Origin of the sequence: Methylobacterium sp. J-088, assembly GCF_022829295.1 — a bacterium.
Taxonomy (GTDB): Bacteria; Pseudomonadota; Alphaproteobacteria; order Rhizobiales; family Beijerinckiaceae; genus Methylobacterium.
In genome coordinates this window covers 18,177-33,459 of record NZ_JAKSYH010000175.1, presented here as the reverse complement: position 1 = coordinate 33,459, position 15,283 = coordinate 18,177, and the positions used below count along the sequence as shown (strand labels likewise).

General features: G+C 65.6%; 12 protein-coding genes. 1 reads left to right on the top strand and 11 read right to left on the bottom strand.

Translation table 11 applies throughout. The features are described 5' to 3' along the window. Positions 1–3: 3 nt before the first annotated feature. From MKK63_RS19680 to MKK63_RS19630, 11 genes are all read right to left on the bottom strand, one after another. Positions 4–690, bottom strand: coding sequence for a GXGXG domain-containing protein (locus MKK63_RS19680; protein ID WP_244004760.1), 687 nt, complete (start codon positions 688–690; stop codon positions 4–6). Positions 691–738: 48 nt separating this feature from the next. Then, the gene (locus MKK63_RS19675) at positions 739–1,647 is read right to left on the bottom strand and encodes a class II glutamine amidotransferase (protein ID WP_244004758.1); all 909 of its coding nucleotides are present in this window, start codon (positions 1,645–1,647) and stop codon (positions 739–741) included. A gap of 103 nt (positions 1,648–1,750) precedes the next feature. Then, positions 1,751–2,425 (bottom strand): helix-turn-helix domain-containing protein, encoded by a 675-nt coding sequence (locus MKK63_RS19670; RefSeq protein WP_244004756.1) that lies wholly within the window; start codon positions 2,423–2,425, stop codon positions 1,751–1,753. 794 nt (positions 2,426–3,219) lie between these two features. Then, positions 3,220–4,005, bottom strand: coding sequence for an ethanolamine ammonia-lyase subunit EutC (eutC, locus tag MKK63_RS19665; RefSeq protein WP_244004754.1), 786 nt, complete (start codon positions 4,003–4,005; stop codon positions 3,220–3,222). Further along, on the bottom strand, positions 4,002–5,405 hold the full coding sequence (locus tag MKK63_RS19660; RefSeq protein WP_244004752.1) for an ethanolamine ammonia-lyase subunit EutB: 1,404 nt from the start codon (positions 5,403–5,405) through the stop codon (positions 4,002–4,004). The genes eutC and MKK63_RS19660 overlap by 4 nt, the downstream gene beginning before the upstream one ends. A gap of 565 nt (positions 5,406–5,970) precedes the next feature. After that, positions 5,971–6,795, bottom strand: a complete 825-nt coding sequence (locus MKK63_RS19655; protein ID WP_244004750.1) for a class I SAM-dependent methyltransferase — start codon at positions 6,793–6,795, stop codon at positions 5,971–5,973. 54 nt (positions 6,796–6,849) lie between these two features. Beyond that, positions 6,850–8,082, bottom strand: a complete 1,233-nt coding sequence (locus MKK63_RS19650; protein ID WP_244004749.1) for an O-antigen ligase family protein — start codon at positions 8,080–8,082, stop codon at positions 6,850–6,852. Between the two features lie 88 nt (positions 8,083–8,170). Continuing rightward, on the bottom strand, positions 8,171–9,439 hold the full coding sequence (locus MKK63_RS19645) for an O-antigen ligase family protein (protein ID WP_244004747.1): 1,269 nt from the start codon (positions 9,437–9,439) through the stop codon (positions 8,171–8,173). A 56-nt stretch (positions 9,440–9,495) separates the two neighbouring features. Further along, the gene (locus MKK63_RS19640; protein ID WP_244004746.1) at positions 9,496–10,875 is read right to left on the bottom strand and encodes a hypothetical protein; all 1,380 of its coding nucleotides are present in this window, start codon (positions 10,873–10,875) and stop codon (positions 9,496–9,498) included. 202 nt (positions 10,876–11,077) lie between these two features. Continuing rightward, a complete protein-coding gene (locus tag MKK63_RS19635; protein WP_244004744.1) occupies positions 11,078–12,145 on the bottom strand; it encodes a glycosyltransferase family 4 protein in 1,068 nt (355 codons plus the stop codon). A 171-nt stretch (positions 12,146–12,316) separates the two neighbouring features. Continuing rightward, on the bottom strand, positions 12,317–13,360 hold the full coding sequence (locus MKK63_RS19630) for a glycosyltransferase family 2 protein (protein WP_244004742.1): 1,044 nt from the start codon (positions 13,358–13,360) through the stop codon (positions 12,317–12,319). A gap of 481 nt (positions 13,361–13,841) precedes the next feature. Between MKK63_RS19630 and MKK63_RS19625 the strand changes: the two genes are divergently transcribed. Then, positions 13,842–14,978, top strand: coding sequence for an acyltransferase family protein (locus tag MKK63_RS19625; RefSeq protein WP_244004740.1), 1,137 nt, complete (start codon positions 13,842–13,844; stop codon positions 14,976–14,978). The last annotated feature ends 305 nt before the right edge of the window (positions 14,979–15,283 follow it).

Below are 15,283 nucleotides of genomic sequence, written 5' to 3'. Positions count from 1 at the left end.
CGCTCAGTAGGCGTCGGCGTTATCGATGTTGAAGCTGTAGAGCGTGCGGGCCGAGCCGTAGCGCCGGAACGCTTCGGGCCGCACGTCCGTCACCCCGGCCCGGTCGAGCAGCACGGCGAGGTGCTCCACGTGCTCGGGGCGCATCGGCTTCTCGATGCAATCGGCCCCGAGGCTCTTCACGCTGCCGCGGACGAACAGCTTCGCCTCGTAGAGCGAGTCGCCCAGAGCCTCGCCGGCATCGCCCAGCACCACCAGGGAGCCGGACTGGCCCATGAAGGCCGACATGTGCCCGATCGAGCCGTGGACAACGATGTCGATCCCCTTCATGGAGATGCCGCAGCGCGAGGCCGCGTTGCCCTTGATGACCAAGAGGCCGCCGCGCCCGGTGGCGCCGGCATATTGCGAGGCGTCGCCCTCGATCACGACGGTGCCGGACATCATGTTCTCGGCGACGCCCGGGCCCGCCGAACCCTGCACCGTGACGGTGCCGCCGTCGTTCATGCCGGCGCAGTAATAACCGACCGAGCCGCGCACCGTGACGCTGACGGGCCCGTCGATCCCGACCGCCACCGCGTGCTGGCCCCGCGGGTTCAGCACCTCGAAGGCGGTGTCGTTGGCGCCCGGGGCGACGCCGTGGAGGGCTTGGTTGAGGGCGCGCAGGGGCGTCGCCTCCAGATCGAAGACGGGCATGGGCGAGATCCGTGGACGAGATCCGTGAGGGGTGGGAAGCGGGGCGGCTCAGGCCGCCTGCCGCTGATCCCAGAAGTAGACGGTCGCCGGTTCGGGCTCCCAGACTCGGGCGGACTCGATCCCCGGCAGGCCGACCAGCGCCCGGTATTCCGAGCCGAAGGCGACGTAGCGCTCGGTCTCGGCCATGATCGCCGGCTTGCAGGCGATCGGATCGCGCAGCACCCCGAAGCCGGAGCGTGTGCCGACCACGAAGGTGAAGAACCCGTCGAGATCCTCCAGCGCCCCGGCGAGGGCCGCGCCGAGGTCCCGTCCCTGCGCCATCGCGGTGGTGAGATAGGCGGCCGCGACCTCGGAATCGTTCTGGGTCTCGAACACCATGCCATCGCGGGCGAGGCTCCGGCGCAGGTTGTTGTGGTTCGACAGCGAGCCGTTATGGACGAGGCACTGGTCGGCGCCCGTGGAGAACGGGTGCGCGCCCATCGTGGTCACGGCCGATTCCGTCGCCATCCGGGTGTGGCCGATGCCGTGGGTGCCCGACATCCCGGCAATGCCGAAGCGCGCCACCACGTCCTTCGGCAGGCCGACCTCCTTGTAGATCTCGACGCTCTCGCCCGCGCCCATCACGCGCAGATCGGGCGAGAGATCCTTGAGGGCGCTCCGCGTCGCCGCGAGGCGGTCGGACGCCACGGTGATCACCGCATGCGAGTTCTTCACCGCGACCCGCGCCGAGCCACCGGAGACTTCCGCGAGCTGTTGCGCCAGGGCGGGGAAATCTGCCGCAGGCTGCGCCGATTGCACGGTGATCTTCGACTGGCCGGGAATCGGCGGCGCGTAGATCGCGAGGCCCGCCGAATCAGGCCCACGATCCGTCATGGTCACGAGCATGTCGGCGAGCAGCGCGCCGAGCTGCGGCTCCAGGGCCGGGTCCTTCAGGAACAATCCGACGATGCCGCACATGGCACCACCTCCGTTGCGGGTACGCCCGGAGCATAGGCGGCCCTCACCGACAAAATCAACCAGCAAGAAATAAAATTTCTTCTCAGGAATTAGATGCGGAGGTTCAGTCGGGACTGCCCGCCTTCGGATAGGCGATCACCGACAGGTAGCGGGCCGGCAGCACGAGCAGCTCCGAGGGCCCATGCGGGGCATCGGCGTCGAAGAACAGGCTGTCGCCCGGCCGCATGTGGAAGTGCCGGTTGCCGTGCCGGTACAGCACCTCGCCCTCCAGCATGTAGAGGAACTCCAGGCCCGCGTGCTGGAAGGTCGGAAACACGTCCGAATCGGTCGTGAGCGTGATGAGGTACGGCTCGACCGTGACCCCGCTGGTATTCTCGTGAATGTGCCCGAGCAGGTTGTACTGATGCCCTGCCCGTGTCCCGCGCCGCTCCAGCTCGATCCCCTCGCCGGCCTTGACGAACACCGCGTTGCGGACCTCCTCGTAGCGCCGGAAGAAGCCGGTGATCGGCATGCCCAGCGCCTGCGCGAGCGCCTGCAGCGTCGTCAGCGATGGCGAGATGTTGCCGTTCTCGATCTTCGACAGCATGCCGGGCGACAGGCCGGTGGTGGCGGCGAGGTCGGCGGAGGTGAGGCCCAGCTGCTTCCGGCGCTCCCGCACCGCGTGGCCGATCGCCCGTTCGAGGTTGTTCTCGCGCGGCTCGCGGACGGCGTGCGGATCCTGCGACAGGAGGGGTTCCCCCGCCCGCCCCGCCGCCCGGTTCGAAGAGCCTGACGGCATGGCGGGTCCCCTCCTCAGCCGATCGCGGGCTCCGGCCGCACGGACTTCGAGGCGCCCTGCCGCGGCGTCCCGTGTCTGTCAACGGCACGCGGTCCGAGTCATCGGCGAAACAGGGCACCGGGAGCCTCCACGGTGACCTGTCAGGTGGCGGAACGCCGAGACCGGCCTGGGATCGCCGACGGTCGGGGGCCGGATGGGGAGCGCCTGAAGCTGACGGAGGGCGGACGGAGCGCAACCGGGAGCGTCCGGCCTGTCGTCTGTGAAGCAGCCCACATCCCATTTCACGGGCAGGCCGCGCGAACGTCCTCCGCCTGACGGCCGGCCGAGGCTATGCCGCGGCGACCCGCTGGTTCGTCGGCGGCGCTTCTGCTGGCCCACCTCGCCGTCACCAGCCTCCACCCCTGGGCTGACCCGCCTGTCCCAGCCGCTGCCCGAATCCGCGCCACAGCTCCATGCGGGCGGCCCTTAAAGCCATGCCCGATCGCGTTGCGCATCGACGACGACACACGATCGGAAGCGTTCGATCGGCCGTCCAACCCACCCCCTCATCCTGAGGTGCCGGCGCGCAGCGGAGGCCTCGAAGGAGACCTCCAGGGATCGCGCGGCCGGCTGGAACCCTCCTTCGAGGCCGCTGACGCGGGCACCTCAGGACGAGGGGATTGGGTGGGATCGCGCGATAACCGGGCCATGGGATGCTGTCGTGTCCCGTGCGCTTTGCAAGCGCCCAGAGCTCGGCAAGCGCCCACAGCTCGAAGCTTTGTTTCAGAGCGCTCTCCGCACCGGCGGAGAGCGCCCTACGCCTCCGGGAGCGTCGGCGCCGGCGGGCTCACCAGGCTCTCCCGGCGCAGGCCGACGCCGCTGGTCCCCTGCGCCATCATGGCCCGCAGCAGGGCCTCCATCTGGTCGGTGGCCGCCTCGACCGCGAGCCCGTCCTGCCGGATGTTCGAGATGCAGTTGCGCCGGGAATCCGGCAAGCCCGGTTCCGGCGTACAGGTGATGTAGCAGCCGAGGCTGTCGGAGGCCGACAGGCCCGGCCGCTCGCCGATCAGCACGACGACGCAGCGCGCCTTCAGCCGGGCACCGATCGGATCGCCGATCGCGACCCGGCCCTGTTGCACCACCGCGACGGGGGCGAGGCTCCAGCCGGCCCGGCGGACCCGCGCGGCGAGCGCGGTGGCGGTCGGCACCGCGTTGAGCGCGACCGCCGTGGCCGAGAGCCCGTCGGCGATCACCAGGGCGACGTCGAAGCCTTGCCCCAGCCCGTCGAGGACCCCTTCCGAATCCGGGTGCAGCGTGCGGCCCCGGTCCGGCCGGCGCAGATATTCCGCCCGGTCGGCGACATTGGCGCGGAGTTCGACCGATCCCAGCCCCTCGGCCCGCAGGGCCTCGCCGATCGCCCCCGCGTCGAGGGGCGTCCAGACCGCCTCGCGGGCCCGGGCATGGTCCAGCCCGAAGGCGAGGGCCGCCCCGGTCGGCAGGCCGGCGCCGTGGGCGCCCAGCGCGATGCGGGCCTGCGTCAGCGCGCGCAGGTCGCGCAGCGACGGGGTTCCGGCACGCTTGGGCTCAGCGGGCGCGCTCATGCCGCCCGCCCCGGCAGAAGGCGCGACGCCTCGGCCAAAGCCGGGGGCAATTCACCCGGCGCGTTGGCAAGCCGGCCCTGCGCGTCCGTGATGCGGACCTCACGCAGCCACGCTTCGAATTCCGGGGCCGGCGGGCGGCCCAGGGTCTCGCGGGCGAAGACCGCATCGTGGTGGGAGAGGGACTGGTAGTTCAGCATCACGTCGTCGGCCCCCGGCACGGTGATGACGAAGTTGACGCCCGCCGCGCAGAGCAGGGTCAGCAGGGCGTCCATGTCCTCGCCGTCGGCATCGGCGTGGTTGGTGTAACAGACGTCCACCCCCATCGGCAGGCCGAGCAGCTTGCCGCAGAAATGGTCCTCCAGCCCGGCCCGGATGATCTGCTTGCCGTTGTAGAGGTATTCCGGCCCGATGAAGCCCACCACCGTGTTGACGAGGAGGGGATCGAATTCCCGCGCCACCGCGTAGGCGCGGGCCTCCATGGTTTGCTGGTCGACGCCCCAATGGGCATCGGCCGAGAGGGCCGAGCCCTGGCCGGTCTCGAAGTACATGAACTGCCCACCCTCCGGGCAGCGGCCGAGCGCGCGGGCCGCCTCGGAGGCCTCGCGCAGCACTTCGAGATCGACGCCAAAGCCGGCATTGGCCTTCTGCGAGCCCGCCACCGACTGGAACACGAGATCCACCGGCGCGCCCTTCGCCATCGCCTCAATCGCCACCGTGACGTGGCCGAGGCAGCAATGCTGGGTCGGCACGTTCAGGCGCAGGCGCAGGGTCTCCAGAAGCTCGACGATGCGGATGTAGTCCGGCAGCGAATCGGTGGCCGGGTTCACCCCGATCACGGCGTCGCCCGATCCCATCAGCAGGCCGTCGAGGGCCGAGATCAGGATGCCGGCCGAAGAATCGGTCGGGTGGTTCGGCTGGTTGCGGGTCGCGAGCCGGCCGGGCAAGCCGATCGTGGAGCGGAAGCGTGTCACCACCGGCCGCTTGGCGGCGATCGCGACGAGATCCTGCAGCCGGCAGATCTTTGAGACGGCCGCCACCATCTCGGGCGTGAGCCCGGGGGCGAGGGCCGCCAGCGCCGCCGCATCGGCCGCCGGGGAGAGCAGCCATTCCCGAAAAGCGCCCACCGTCAGCGACGCCGCCGGCGCGAAGGCGTTCCGATCGTGCCGGCGGGCGATGAGGTCCGAGACCTCGTCCTCCTCCGAGGGGATCAGCTCCTCGGCCAGGAAGGTCTTCAGCGGCAGGTCGGCCAGGGCGATCTGCGCGGCGAGGCGTTCCACGGGACCCTCGGCGCAGAGCCCGGCGAGTTGGTCGCCCGACCGCTCCGGCGTGGCCTTGGCCAGCAGGCTGCGCAGGTCGGGAAAGGTGAAGCGCGTGCCTTCGATCGTCGTCGCGTATGCCATGGCCGGCGCTCCGGGCGAGCTGTTCGGTGTCAGGTATACCGGTCCGGCCCGATTGCGAGGGGCGGCCGGTCTTCTCCGGGCTGACACGCAAGGAGCCGGACGCGGTTGTCTCATGCCTTCATGAGACGCTGAAACGGATCGCATGACCGAAACAGCAGGCCCCGATCGTCGACGGGCAGGTGCGACGGTGGCGGCTCGCACCTCGGACCGCCTGATTGGCCTTAAGAGCCGGCGGATCGCCTCGACCCGCGCACCGCCGGCATAGCGACTTGCCGCGTCCGCACCCCATCGCAGCCGGATCGCAATTGACATCGCGGTGCTGGCAGCTCCCGAGGCGGGCTTGCAGAAGCACGAAGACTTCTGCCGCGGCTTAGAGCCGTTGTTGTAACGCGCTCTCACGCGTCGAACCGATGTCCCCTTCGGCGGAGAGCGCACCCAATCGCTGACGCGCGCGCCACGATCACGACTCTCCTCAAAGTCCCACCGCCCGAAACCGCAATGCTTCAGCCAGTGGACGTCATCACGGCGAATTTTTTATCCGCCTTCCCACCGATCAGGAATATCCTCAAGTAAATGGCTTCAACAAAATGGCATAAACGCTAACCGTAAAATATCTTTCCACAGTATTCCACCTTCTGAAAAAATCAAACACCTTCAACATCGGCTTGTCACCGGCGTTGTAGTTCAGCCGCTCGACAACCAAAGATTGACTGTCGATCAGTTTGCGGATCTCGAGGGGCGTAATTTTGTTGAGTCCGACGTCCGACGCGCTTTGAATATTATTTTTGAGCACAAAACGCGCGAGCGGAAACAGCACGCGCTCCGGAAGAATGCTGATCCACGGGATGGATCGCCCAACGAAGCGCCCGTGATCTCCAAAGGGACTGAAATACAATGGGCTCGTGCCCAGTACGATGCGCCCCCCCGGCTTCACCATAACGAGAATATCCCGAAGCACTTTGTTAATGTCGTCAATATGCTCCAAGGTATCCTTGCAGATCACAACGTCAAAGGCATTGCGGTACCGGCTTGTAATATTGGAAACATCATCGCAGATGAACGTGATCTTATCTACCAGCGGAGCATAGTTCTCTCGAACATGACTGACGCCAAACGATACGCGCTCTTGATCGACATCAATGGCGACGACGGAGGCTGCGCCGCGTTCCACCGCATCGACAGAGAGGGCGCCGTGACCGCAGCCGAAATCCAAGACGTTGAGAGATCGAAGGTCGAGGGGCTCACCAATTCGACGCCAGAACTCGTCGATACTGCCAGACTGCCAATCGAAATAGGCGCGATTGCGCCGCGCTTTCAGATCCTTGTCCGACTCCCCCGGCAGGCGCGGCAATGCCCAGGGTTGGAAATTCGGTGACCATTTGCCTTCCATTAGACATTCTTCTCTAAGTAATCTCAATCTCTACCGTCTGCGGAACTAAATATCTCAAATTTTCCGAGCGGAACTGAAATTTCTGGCCCGAATATCTTCCGATTTGGTTTCGTACGCAAGCCAAAATCCGAGGATCACGAGGAAGAAGAAGGCGGCGTTCGGTGCAAACATGTTCGGCGAGATTGAGCTATCCAGGACGAAGGTACAACCCTGAAGGAACAAGGCTTGGTCGAAGGGTTTGGGTATAGATTTGTTATAGGCGCACGTGATCAGCGACGCGATGAGGAATAGACACAGCCCAATCAGGCCATAATCGAGGAGGACCCCGACCAAGCCCAAGTCGCCGGGTGCGAAATACGTGATGCCTGTGACGGAAAAATGGTAATTCGCGAACGAGGTCAAACCCATACCTAGCATCGGGCTGCGGCCGATGATCTCCTGTGCGATCTGGTATTCCAGGGCTCGGCCAATTCCGGACGTGTCGTTGCTCGCGAAGGCGAAAAACGGGTTCCATCGCGTGTCGACCATTCCGTAGACGAGCACGGATGAAAGGATACCGAAGCAGCCCAGGCAAACCGCACGGATCACAGGGCGGGGTGCCCGCACCACGCTCAAGATCGACACGACGGCGAGGCACCCGAGGTACACCCGCGAAAGGGTCATGATATTCGCCAACGCGCTCACGAGCAGAAGCATCACGCGCGCACTCGTTAGACGATCCTGCACCCGCACCATGGAGACATACCAGACGAAGCCGAGCGCGCCGAAATGCGCCCAGAGGCGATCGCCGCGTTCCATGTCATTGAGGATGAGCGGCGTGCTGATTTGGGGTGGGAGCAGCCCGACGCTATGAAGTAACGAGATCGCTAGATAGATGAAGGTGTAGGCAATCGCGTATCGCGTCAGTGTACGGACGACGTACGTCGCAACCCCGTCGCGCACCATGATGAAGATCGGAACAAATGACAGAAAGGCGCCGTACTGGCCGATGCCAGGCCAGTTCAGGGGCACGTTCCAATTTTGCTCGAAGATCCAGGCCTGACCGAGTATAAGACAGACGCAGGATATCGAGATAAGCACAACGGCAATATAACCTCTTGCAATTGCGATAAGTATATAGAAGATAGCGATTAAAATCTGACTCAAGAGGAGGATGCGCTGAGCAGCGTCAGAAAACATGAAGAGATAAAGTCGGGAGTTGTAGCATAAATCCGCCCCGATGATGACGTGAATCAGGATACGGTGGACCATTAAAAGAAATTGAGGTTTAGCGGCGTGATCCGTCATGGCGCGCTCGGCGTCCGCGCGCAGATCGAGAGGCCGCGACGGGACGCAGTTTGAAGGAACCGGCGCACGTGTGGATATCGGGCTGATCTCATCGCGTCTGTTCGAAGTAAATAACCGGTGATGCCGTTGGCACGTCCTCGCCCGATGCCGCACTCTGGATTCTGGTCAGCGGGCGGGCGGGATCGTCTCCGGCTTGTCCGCGACTCTGATTTCCTGCCAGCCACGTTCCGAGGATAGCCGCGAAGTAGAAAGCTCCGCCCGGCAAGAACAGGATGGGCGCGATGCAGCCATACATGGCAAGCGTGCAACCTGTCAGATTGAGTGCATCACCTTGGTCGCCACTCAGGATTGGCGGCCGTGTGCAGGCGAGCCACGATGCAATAAGAAATAAGCTCAGCCCTAGGATGCCGAAATCGAGCACGATCCCAGCCATCCCAAGGTCGCTTGCGGCAAAGAAGGGAATACCCGTGAGCAAGCCGGGTTGCTCAGGCGAACTCGATAAGCCCAAACCCAGAATCGGACTGCGCGCCAGGAGATCTTGAGCGATCTGGTACTCAAGGGCGCGTCCGATCCCTGACGTATCGTCACCCGATAGCGCGAAGAAAGGGTTCCACCGCGTGTCGACAAGTCCATAGAGGAGCACGGACGATACAACGCAGAGAGCGCCGACGCACACGATGCGGATGACTGCGCGCGGCACCCTCACCAAGTCCAAGATCGTGACCGCCGCGAGGCAGGCCAGATACACCCGCGACAATGTCAGCACGTTGGCGAGTGCGCATAGGCCGAAGACCGCAAGGCGTCCGCCGGTCCTTCGGGCCCGAATACGATTGAGCGCCACGTACCAGGAAAAGGCCAGTGCCCCAGCATAAGCGAAGAAGCGGTCGCCCCGTTCGATGTCGCGGAGCAAGAGCGCTCCGGTGAAGCTCGGTGGCAGGAGACCCGCGAAATAGGCACCGACATAGGCAATGTAGAAGCAAACGTAGCCGAGCGCGTACATCGCGAGCACGCGCATCGCATATTCCGCGAGCCCGTCCCGACCGACTACGAAGAATACGATGAATGTCAGAACGACCGTATATTGGGCGACACCGGTCGGGTTCGCCGCCATGCCCCAATTCACCTCGTAGACGATCAGCTGGCCGATGATGAGCCCGCCGGCGAGGAGAAAAAGCAGGACCGGGACCACGTGCCCGCGCATGAGCGCGAGACCAAGATAAGCCAACCCGACCAGAAGCAGCGTGGACAGCAGGATGCGCTGCGCAATGTCGGGAAGGATGGCCATGTAGAGGCGCGAGCTGAAGCACAAGTCCGCCGCAATGATCGCATGGATGGTCACGCGATGGAGAGAGAGCAAGTGCCTCTGTCCGGGCGACGCTGCGTTCACCCATTCGGGCTGGCCGGGAACGCCACTCAACTGACGCCCAGGCCAGTCCGGACCGACGACCGCATGGCGTAGACCGGCTCCGGCGAGACCCGGGTATTCGGCACTTGGTCATGCATGAGGGCATCCGGCACGAACTTCAGATTCACGAAGCCGAATCGACGGCCTGTGAACAGCAGCAGGAGCGACGCGAACAACCCGATGATGAGGCCGGCCGGGATATAGAGGGCCGGCCGAGGCGAGGCCGGAGCAGCCGGCACGCTCGCCGGCTGAAGGATCTGCGCGCTCGAGAACGCCTCGTTCGATCGCCACGCGTTGTTGACGCGGGCCTCGCTCGCGCGCTTCGACAGATTGTCGATCGCACCCTCAGCTTGCGACACGGTGCGCCGCAGCGTGTTGTAGGTCGATTCGTGCGTCGCGAGCGCCTGGAGCTCGGCATCGATCTGCTTCAGCACGTCCGCCCGCTGCAAGCGGGTCGCCCGCAATCCCTCGAGTTCGGAGTTCGCCGAGACGAGGCGCGCAGCCGACTCCTGGTAGATCTTGATGTTGAGCAGCGGCGGGTCATCCGAGATGACATCGCTCGGCCTTGCCGCCCGGGTGCCGCTGACCCGCGATGTGTCCCCGAAGATCTCAGGCGGCAGCGTGATCTTCCCGCGGAGTGCGACCATCTGCGTCTTCAGCGAATTCAGCTCGCTCTCGACCTTCGCGATCTGTGTCGCATTGTCCGCGGCATCCTTGGCCGCCGCCGCCCGACGTTCGAGCAGGAGTTTCCGCTGCTCGGAAACCGAGTAGATCGAGTATTGGCGCCCGAACTCGTCAAGCGACTTGGAGGCGGCTCGCAGCTCGTCGTTGAACCGCTGCTCCTGCGACTTGAAGAAGTCCACGTCGCCCTCATTGCTGTAGAGGGCGGAACGCCGCGCGAGGAACTCCCCGGCCAGCAGATTGGCGAAGCGCGCCGCCATCACAGGGTTGGGATGACGAAACGCGAGCTTGAACACGAAGGTGTTCGGCTCAAGGCTCAAAATGACGTTGCCGCGCGCAACACCGGCCTCGACGTTCTCGATTTCGCTCGGGTCGAGGCCCTTTGTCGCCGGCAGATCGGGGTAGAGGCGCGCAGGCCGCAAATCCTGGACCGCCTTCCGGACGACGACGTCGCTGCCTGCGATCAGCAGCTGCGTGCGCAGCAACTGGTCGTAGGTGACGACCTCGTTGCCCGACCGGCGGTCATCGACGCCGGCCACCGTCTGCGAGCCGCGGCTCGCATCGAGGATCATCCACACGGTGCCCTCGTACTTCTTCGCGGGAACGAAGGAGAGGACGAGCGACGCTGCGATCGGCAGGACCAGCGCGGCGAGCACGGTCAGCCAGAACGCCGTCAGCGCCAGTTTGCTTCGTCCGGGGCGTTCCATGCAGAGTCCGTTCCTATCGCGGCCGGGCGTCACCCGGAGTGGAACCGGAGAGGCACCATCCGGGGATCCTCGCGACGGCGCTCGCCGACGGAGCGTTGCGCGTTGAGGACTGTTTGCGTGTGGATTGTGGCTCTATAGCGCCCTTTCGCATTGCACAAGACGATGGCTGCGGGGGTCATTGCTGACCCGCAATGGATCTCTTTTAGGTGATGCCAATGGCTCGCAGCGCCGCGGCGAGGTCCTCGACGTAGCGCTCCAGGCGATAGCGCTCGCGGGCGAGCGCTGCGGCCCGCTCGCCCAGGCGGCTGCGTTCGTCCGGCTTGGCCAGAAGGTCCGTGATGGCCGCACGCATCGCCACCGGGTCGCCGGGCGGCACGGTCCTCATGGCGTCCGGCTGGTTCACGTAGCCTTCGAGGCCCGCGGTCGCCGTGACGACAACCGGACGTCCGCAGGCGAGGGCCTCCATCAGCGCCTGGACGCCCGCCGCGTGATCGCTCGGGAACACGCTGACCACGATGATGTCGGCGTCGCGGTAGAGTTGAAGCAATTCCGGCCAGGCGTAGAAGCGCTGGCTCATGTTGGCCGGCCGCGTCGCCGGGAAGGCGCGCGCCAGGACCTTCGTATCGGCCGAGAAGCCGCTGATCTTCACGTCGACATCGAGCGTTTCGGTGGCTGCCGCGAGGGTCGCATAGTCGCGCTGTTCGAGCCCCACACTGGCGATGATCGGCCGAACCTTGTCGGGCGATGCCGGTCCGGGCCGGAAGAACGCGGTATCCGTCTGATCGGTGACGAACTGGGCGCGCGCTCGACCGCCGTGGTGCGCGACGAAGCCCTCGAGGAAGCGGGCCTGCGGATGCGCCACCGCCGTGAACAGAGCCGCGCGCTGCGCCAGCCTGAACAGGCGCAGCGCAAGTCGCCCCTTCGGCCGATCGACGTAGTGCATCATCACGGCGACGCGCGCGCCGCCACGCCCGCCACAGAGCGCCGCCACCGGGATTCCGACGTCTTCACCGGTGCAGAAGACGACGTCCCCCGGGGCGATGTCCCGGCGTAGCCGTCGGGCGATCGCCCACCAGAGCGGCCGCGTGCGCGTCGCCCGGGCGGCGATGCGGTCGAGAGCGTCGGGCTCGAGGCCCGATCCGTCATGCACGCGGGCGCCGAGGCTCTCCGCGAGCTCGGCCATGGAATGGCGCGGGTTCTCGCCGGTGCGTGCGCCTTGCGCAAGGCCGACGAGATCGGTCGGTCGATTGAGCACTATGTGGTAGGTCATCGGCAATCAACCTTGAGCATTCTTGTTCTGCCGGACGGCTTGAGCACGCTCCGCCGGGCTGGATACCGGTTCGGGGTCAGAGCGCGCGACACAGCGAAAGGCCGAGACCCGTACCCGCCTGCGGCGCGGTTGGGACCGGGTCCGACGCGGGCAGCGGAGAGCTGCGCCCGGTCACGCCGCGGTCCGCTTCGGGATGCCCGGACGGTCGGAGGGATAATGGCGACCCGCCACAGCCCGAGCCTGATGGCCGATCCACCGCCAGTCTCCGCGCAAGGCCGAGCGGCCCATGTTGCGCGCGATGCCCAGCAGCATTCCGGGCAGCGAGACCCAGGAGTATCGACAGCAGAAGAGAATGGCGCCGCGGATCATATAGAATTCGGCCAGTGCCGATTGCGGACCTTCGTGGCGCGTTCCGATCGAGGCCCCGACCTTGTGATGAACGACCGACTTCGGGGCGTATCCGAGCTTGAAGCGGTTCCGCGCCCGGTAGGCCCAGTCGATCTCCTCCCAGTAGAGAAAATAACTTTCCTCCATCAGGCCGACCGTCTCGATGAAGGCGCGCGTGGCGAGCGTCGATGCGCCGTTGATGTAGCTCAACTGCCCTTCGATCGCGTGAGCTTCCGGTCGCTGGGCGAGCATCGAGCCGGCGCCGATCTCCACGCCCCAGCCACGCCACCGTCTGAAGCGACTGCCTGCGAGCGCCTGAACGATTTCGGGCCGGGCGTGATAGACGAGCGTCGAGCCGCAGAGGCCGATCCGCGGCTCCTCCCGGACGCGCGCGAGCAGCCACGTCAGCGCATCCGGCTCGACAACGGTGTCATTGTTGAGGATCCAGACGAAATCGCACCCCTGCGCGAGCGCGAACCGAATGCCGACGTTGTTGCCCGCCGCGTAGCCGGCGTTCCGCCCGGCCTGGATGAGGGTGAGCGTCGTGCCGCCGCCGGCCTTGGGAAGCGCCCCGGCAGCAACCCGCTCGAACGTGAACGGGGGCAGGCCGTCCCGGGTGCGGCGCGCATTGATCTCCGGCAGGGCCGATTCGCCCCAGGCCTGGAGATGCCGCTCGGACTCGTCGGGCGAGGCATTGTCGACCACGATGGCGCGAATGGGCTCCCTGATCCGCATCACGGACTTGAGACAGCCGATCGTGTCTTGCCAGCCGTTGTAGTTCAGGATGACGATACCGGTCACGCCCGCCGGCGTGGGAACCGAACTCATGAGGCGACCGGAACAGCGCGGCCGGATGCGCGCGACCGCGCGCGAGCGGATCTCTCGGTCCGCCGAAATCGTCCTACCATCGTGCTCCCGATCACCCGGCCGCCTCTCGGCCCGCTCGCCGCCGCACCCTCGAATTTGGGATGGCTCTTGGCAAGGCGTAGGCGTCACGCGACGTTTGCTTAGTGCATCAACAGACGCGTTAAGTGCAATGCACAGTCCGCGCCGCCACGGCTATTCTTTTCGCACAGAAATGATACTCCCCTCGCGCGAAATGCAAATACGGTTGCGACCGGGGTGCTGGAGGCGGTCGCGCCGCGAGCGTGAACAGCTCTCCGGCCTCGGTTTGACGCATCCTCTTGCGGCGAACCGGCTTCCACCTCGGCGGGGAGCGCTCGTGTGCCGGAGCGCCGATCTGCTTCAGAGAAGGTGGGGGGCAATCACAAGGGGCCGTCGCTTGGCCGGTTGGCAACGGAATGACAGCGTGAGCGTCGGCTCGATCATGAACCTTTTATCGCCCCGGGAGCGCCAGCACGGCAGCGCCCCGATTCCGCCCGCGCACAACAACTTCGACTATATCCGCCTGTTCGCAGCCACCCAGGTGGTCATCTTCCACGCTTTGTACCACCTCAAGATCGACGCACCGAGCTGGACGAAGGTACTCGGACCCTTCCCGGGCGTCCCGATCTTTTTCGTCGTCAGCGGCTTCCTGATCACGGCCTCGTACGAGCGCAGTTCCTCGCTGAGATCCTACGCCGAGAAGCGGGCCCGTCGCATCTTTCCGGGCCTGTGGTTCTGCCTGATCGTGACAGCCCTCGTTCTGCTCGCCCTCGGCTACCCTCTGCTCACACGCCCGGGCCTGACGTGGTTCGGCAGCCAGCTGGCCGCACTCATCTACACGCCGCAGTTCCTGCATTCCTTCGGCTTCGGTTCATACAACGGCAGCCTCTGGACGATCCCGGTCGAACTCCAGTTCTACGTCACGGTTCCGCTGCTGTCCCTCGTCGTCCAGCGGGCCAGCAACCGATCCGCTGCAATTCTCGCGGTTCTGGCGGCGGCCATCGCCGTCGGCGTCCTCATCCGGATCTGGCTGCCGACCGTGATGGGGATGTATGATCATCCTGAATCTATGGCGGAAAAGCTGGTCCGCTACTCGTTCGTAGCGCATTATTACCAATTCGCGCTCGGTGCGGCGGCCTGCTACCTCTCCCTTCATCTCCGGTGGTGGGTGCGCGGCAAGGTTCTGTTCTGGCTGGCTTCGCTCATCGCACTCAACATCTTCACGCCCTTCTCGGCCGTGACGTCCGTGGCGGAGCACATCGTCCTCGGCATCTTGACGCTGTCTGCCGCCTTCACGCTGGCCGGCCCCAGCCGGATGGGCCATGTCGACATCTCCTACGGGGTCTACCTCTTTCACGGCTTGATCCTGAACCTGTTCGTCGCCTTCGGCCTGGTTGGCGCGCCGGTCGCCTTCTACGTGCTGCTCGCGTGTTCATACGCAGCCGGCTGGGTGTCGTGGACCTTCGTCGAGTCGCGCTTCCTGAAGCGCGGCGGCAAGTCGCCAGCACCGATCGTCTCCGACCTCCGGAAAGACGACGTCGTCGCCCTCGACCGGCGTTAGCGCGCGCCAAGACGGGCTCCGGGCCCGGAGCCTGGTCCCCGCACCGGTTCGCAGCCTGCGCGTCACCTTCGGTCGCGCTGGCTGCGAACCGGCAGAGGTTCGATCGAGCCCCGCCGCGCCAGATCGGCAATCCATGTGGCGCAGCCGCATCTCCGGCTTGCATCGGAATCGTCGGCGCTCATCGCGTACAGCGGATCCACGCCCGCCCAGATCAGACGATGGCCGGCGCGGAAAAACGCGCCCAGCAGCGCAGCGCGAATCCGCGTCCGATCGCGATGCCCACCGCATACGACCCCAATCCCCGC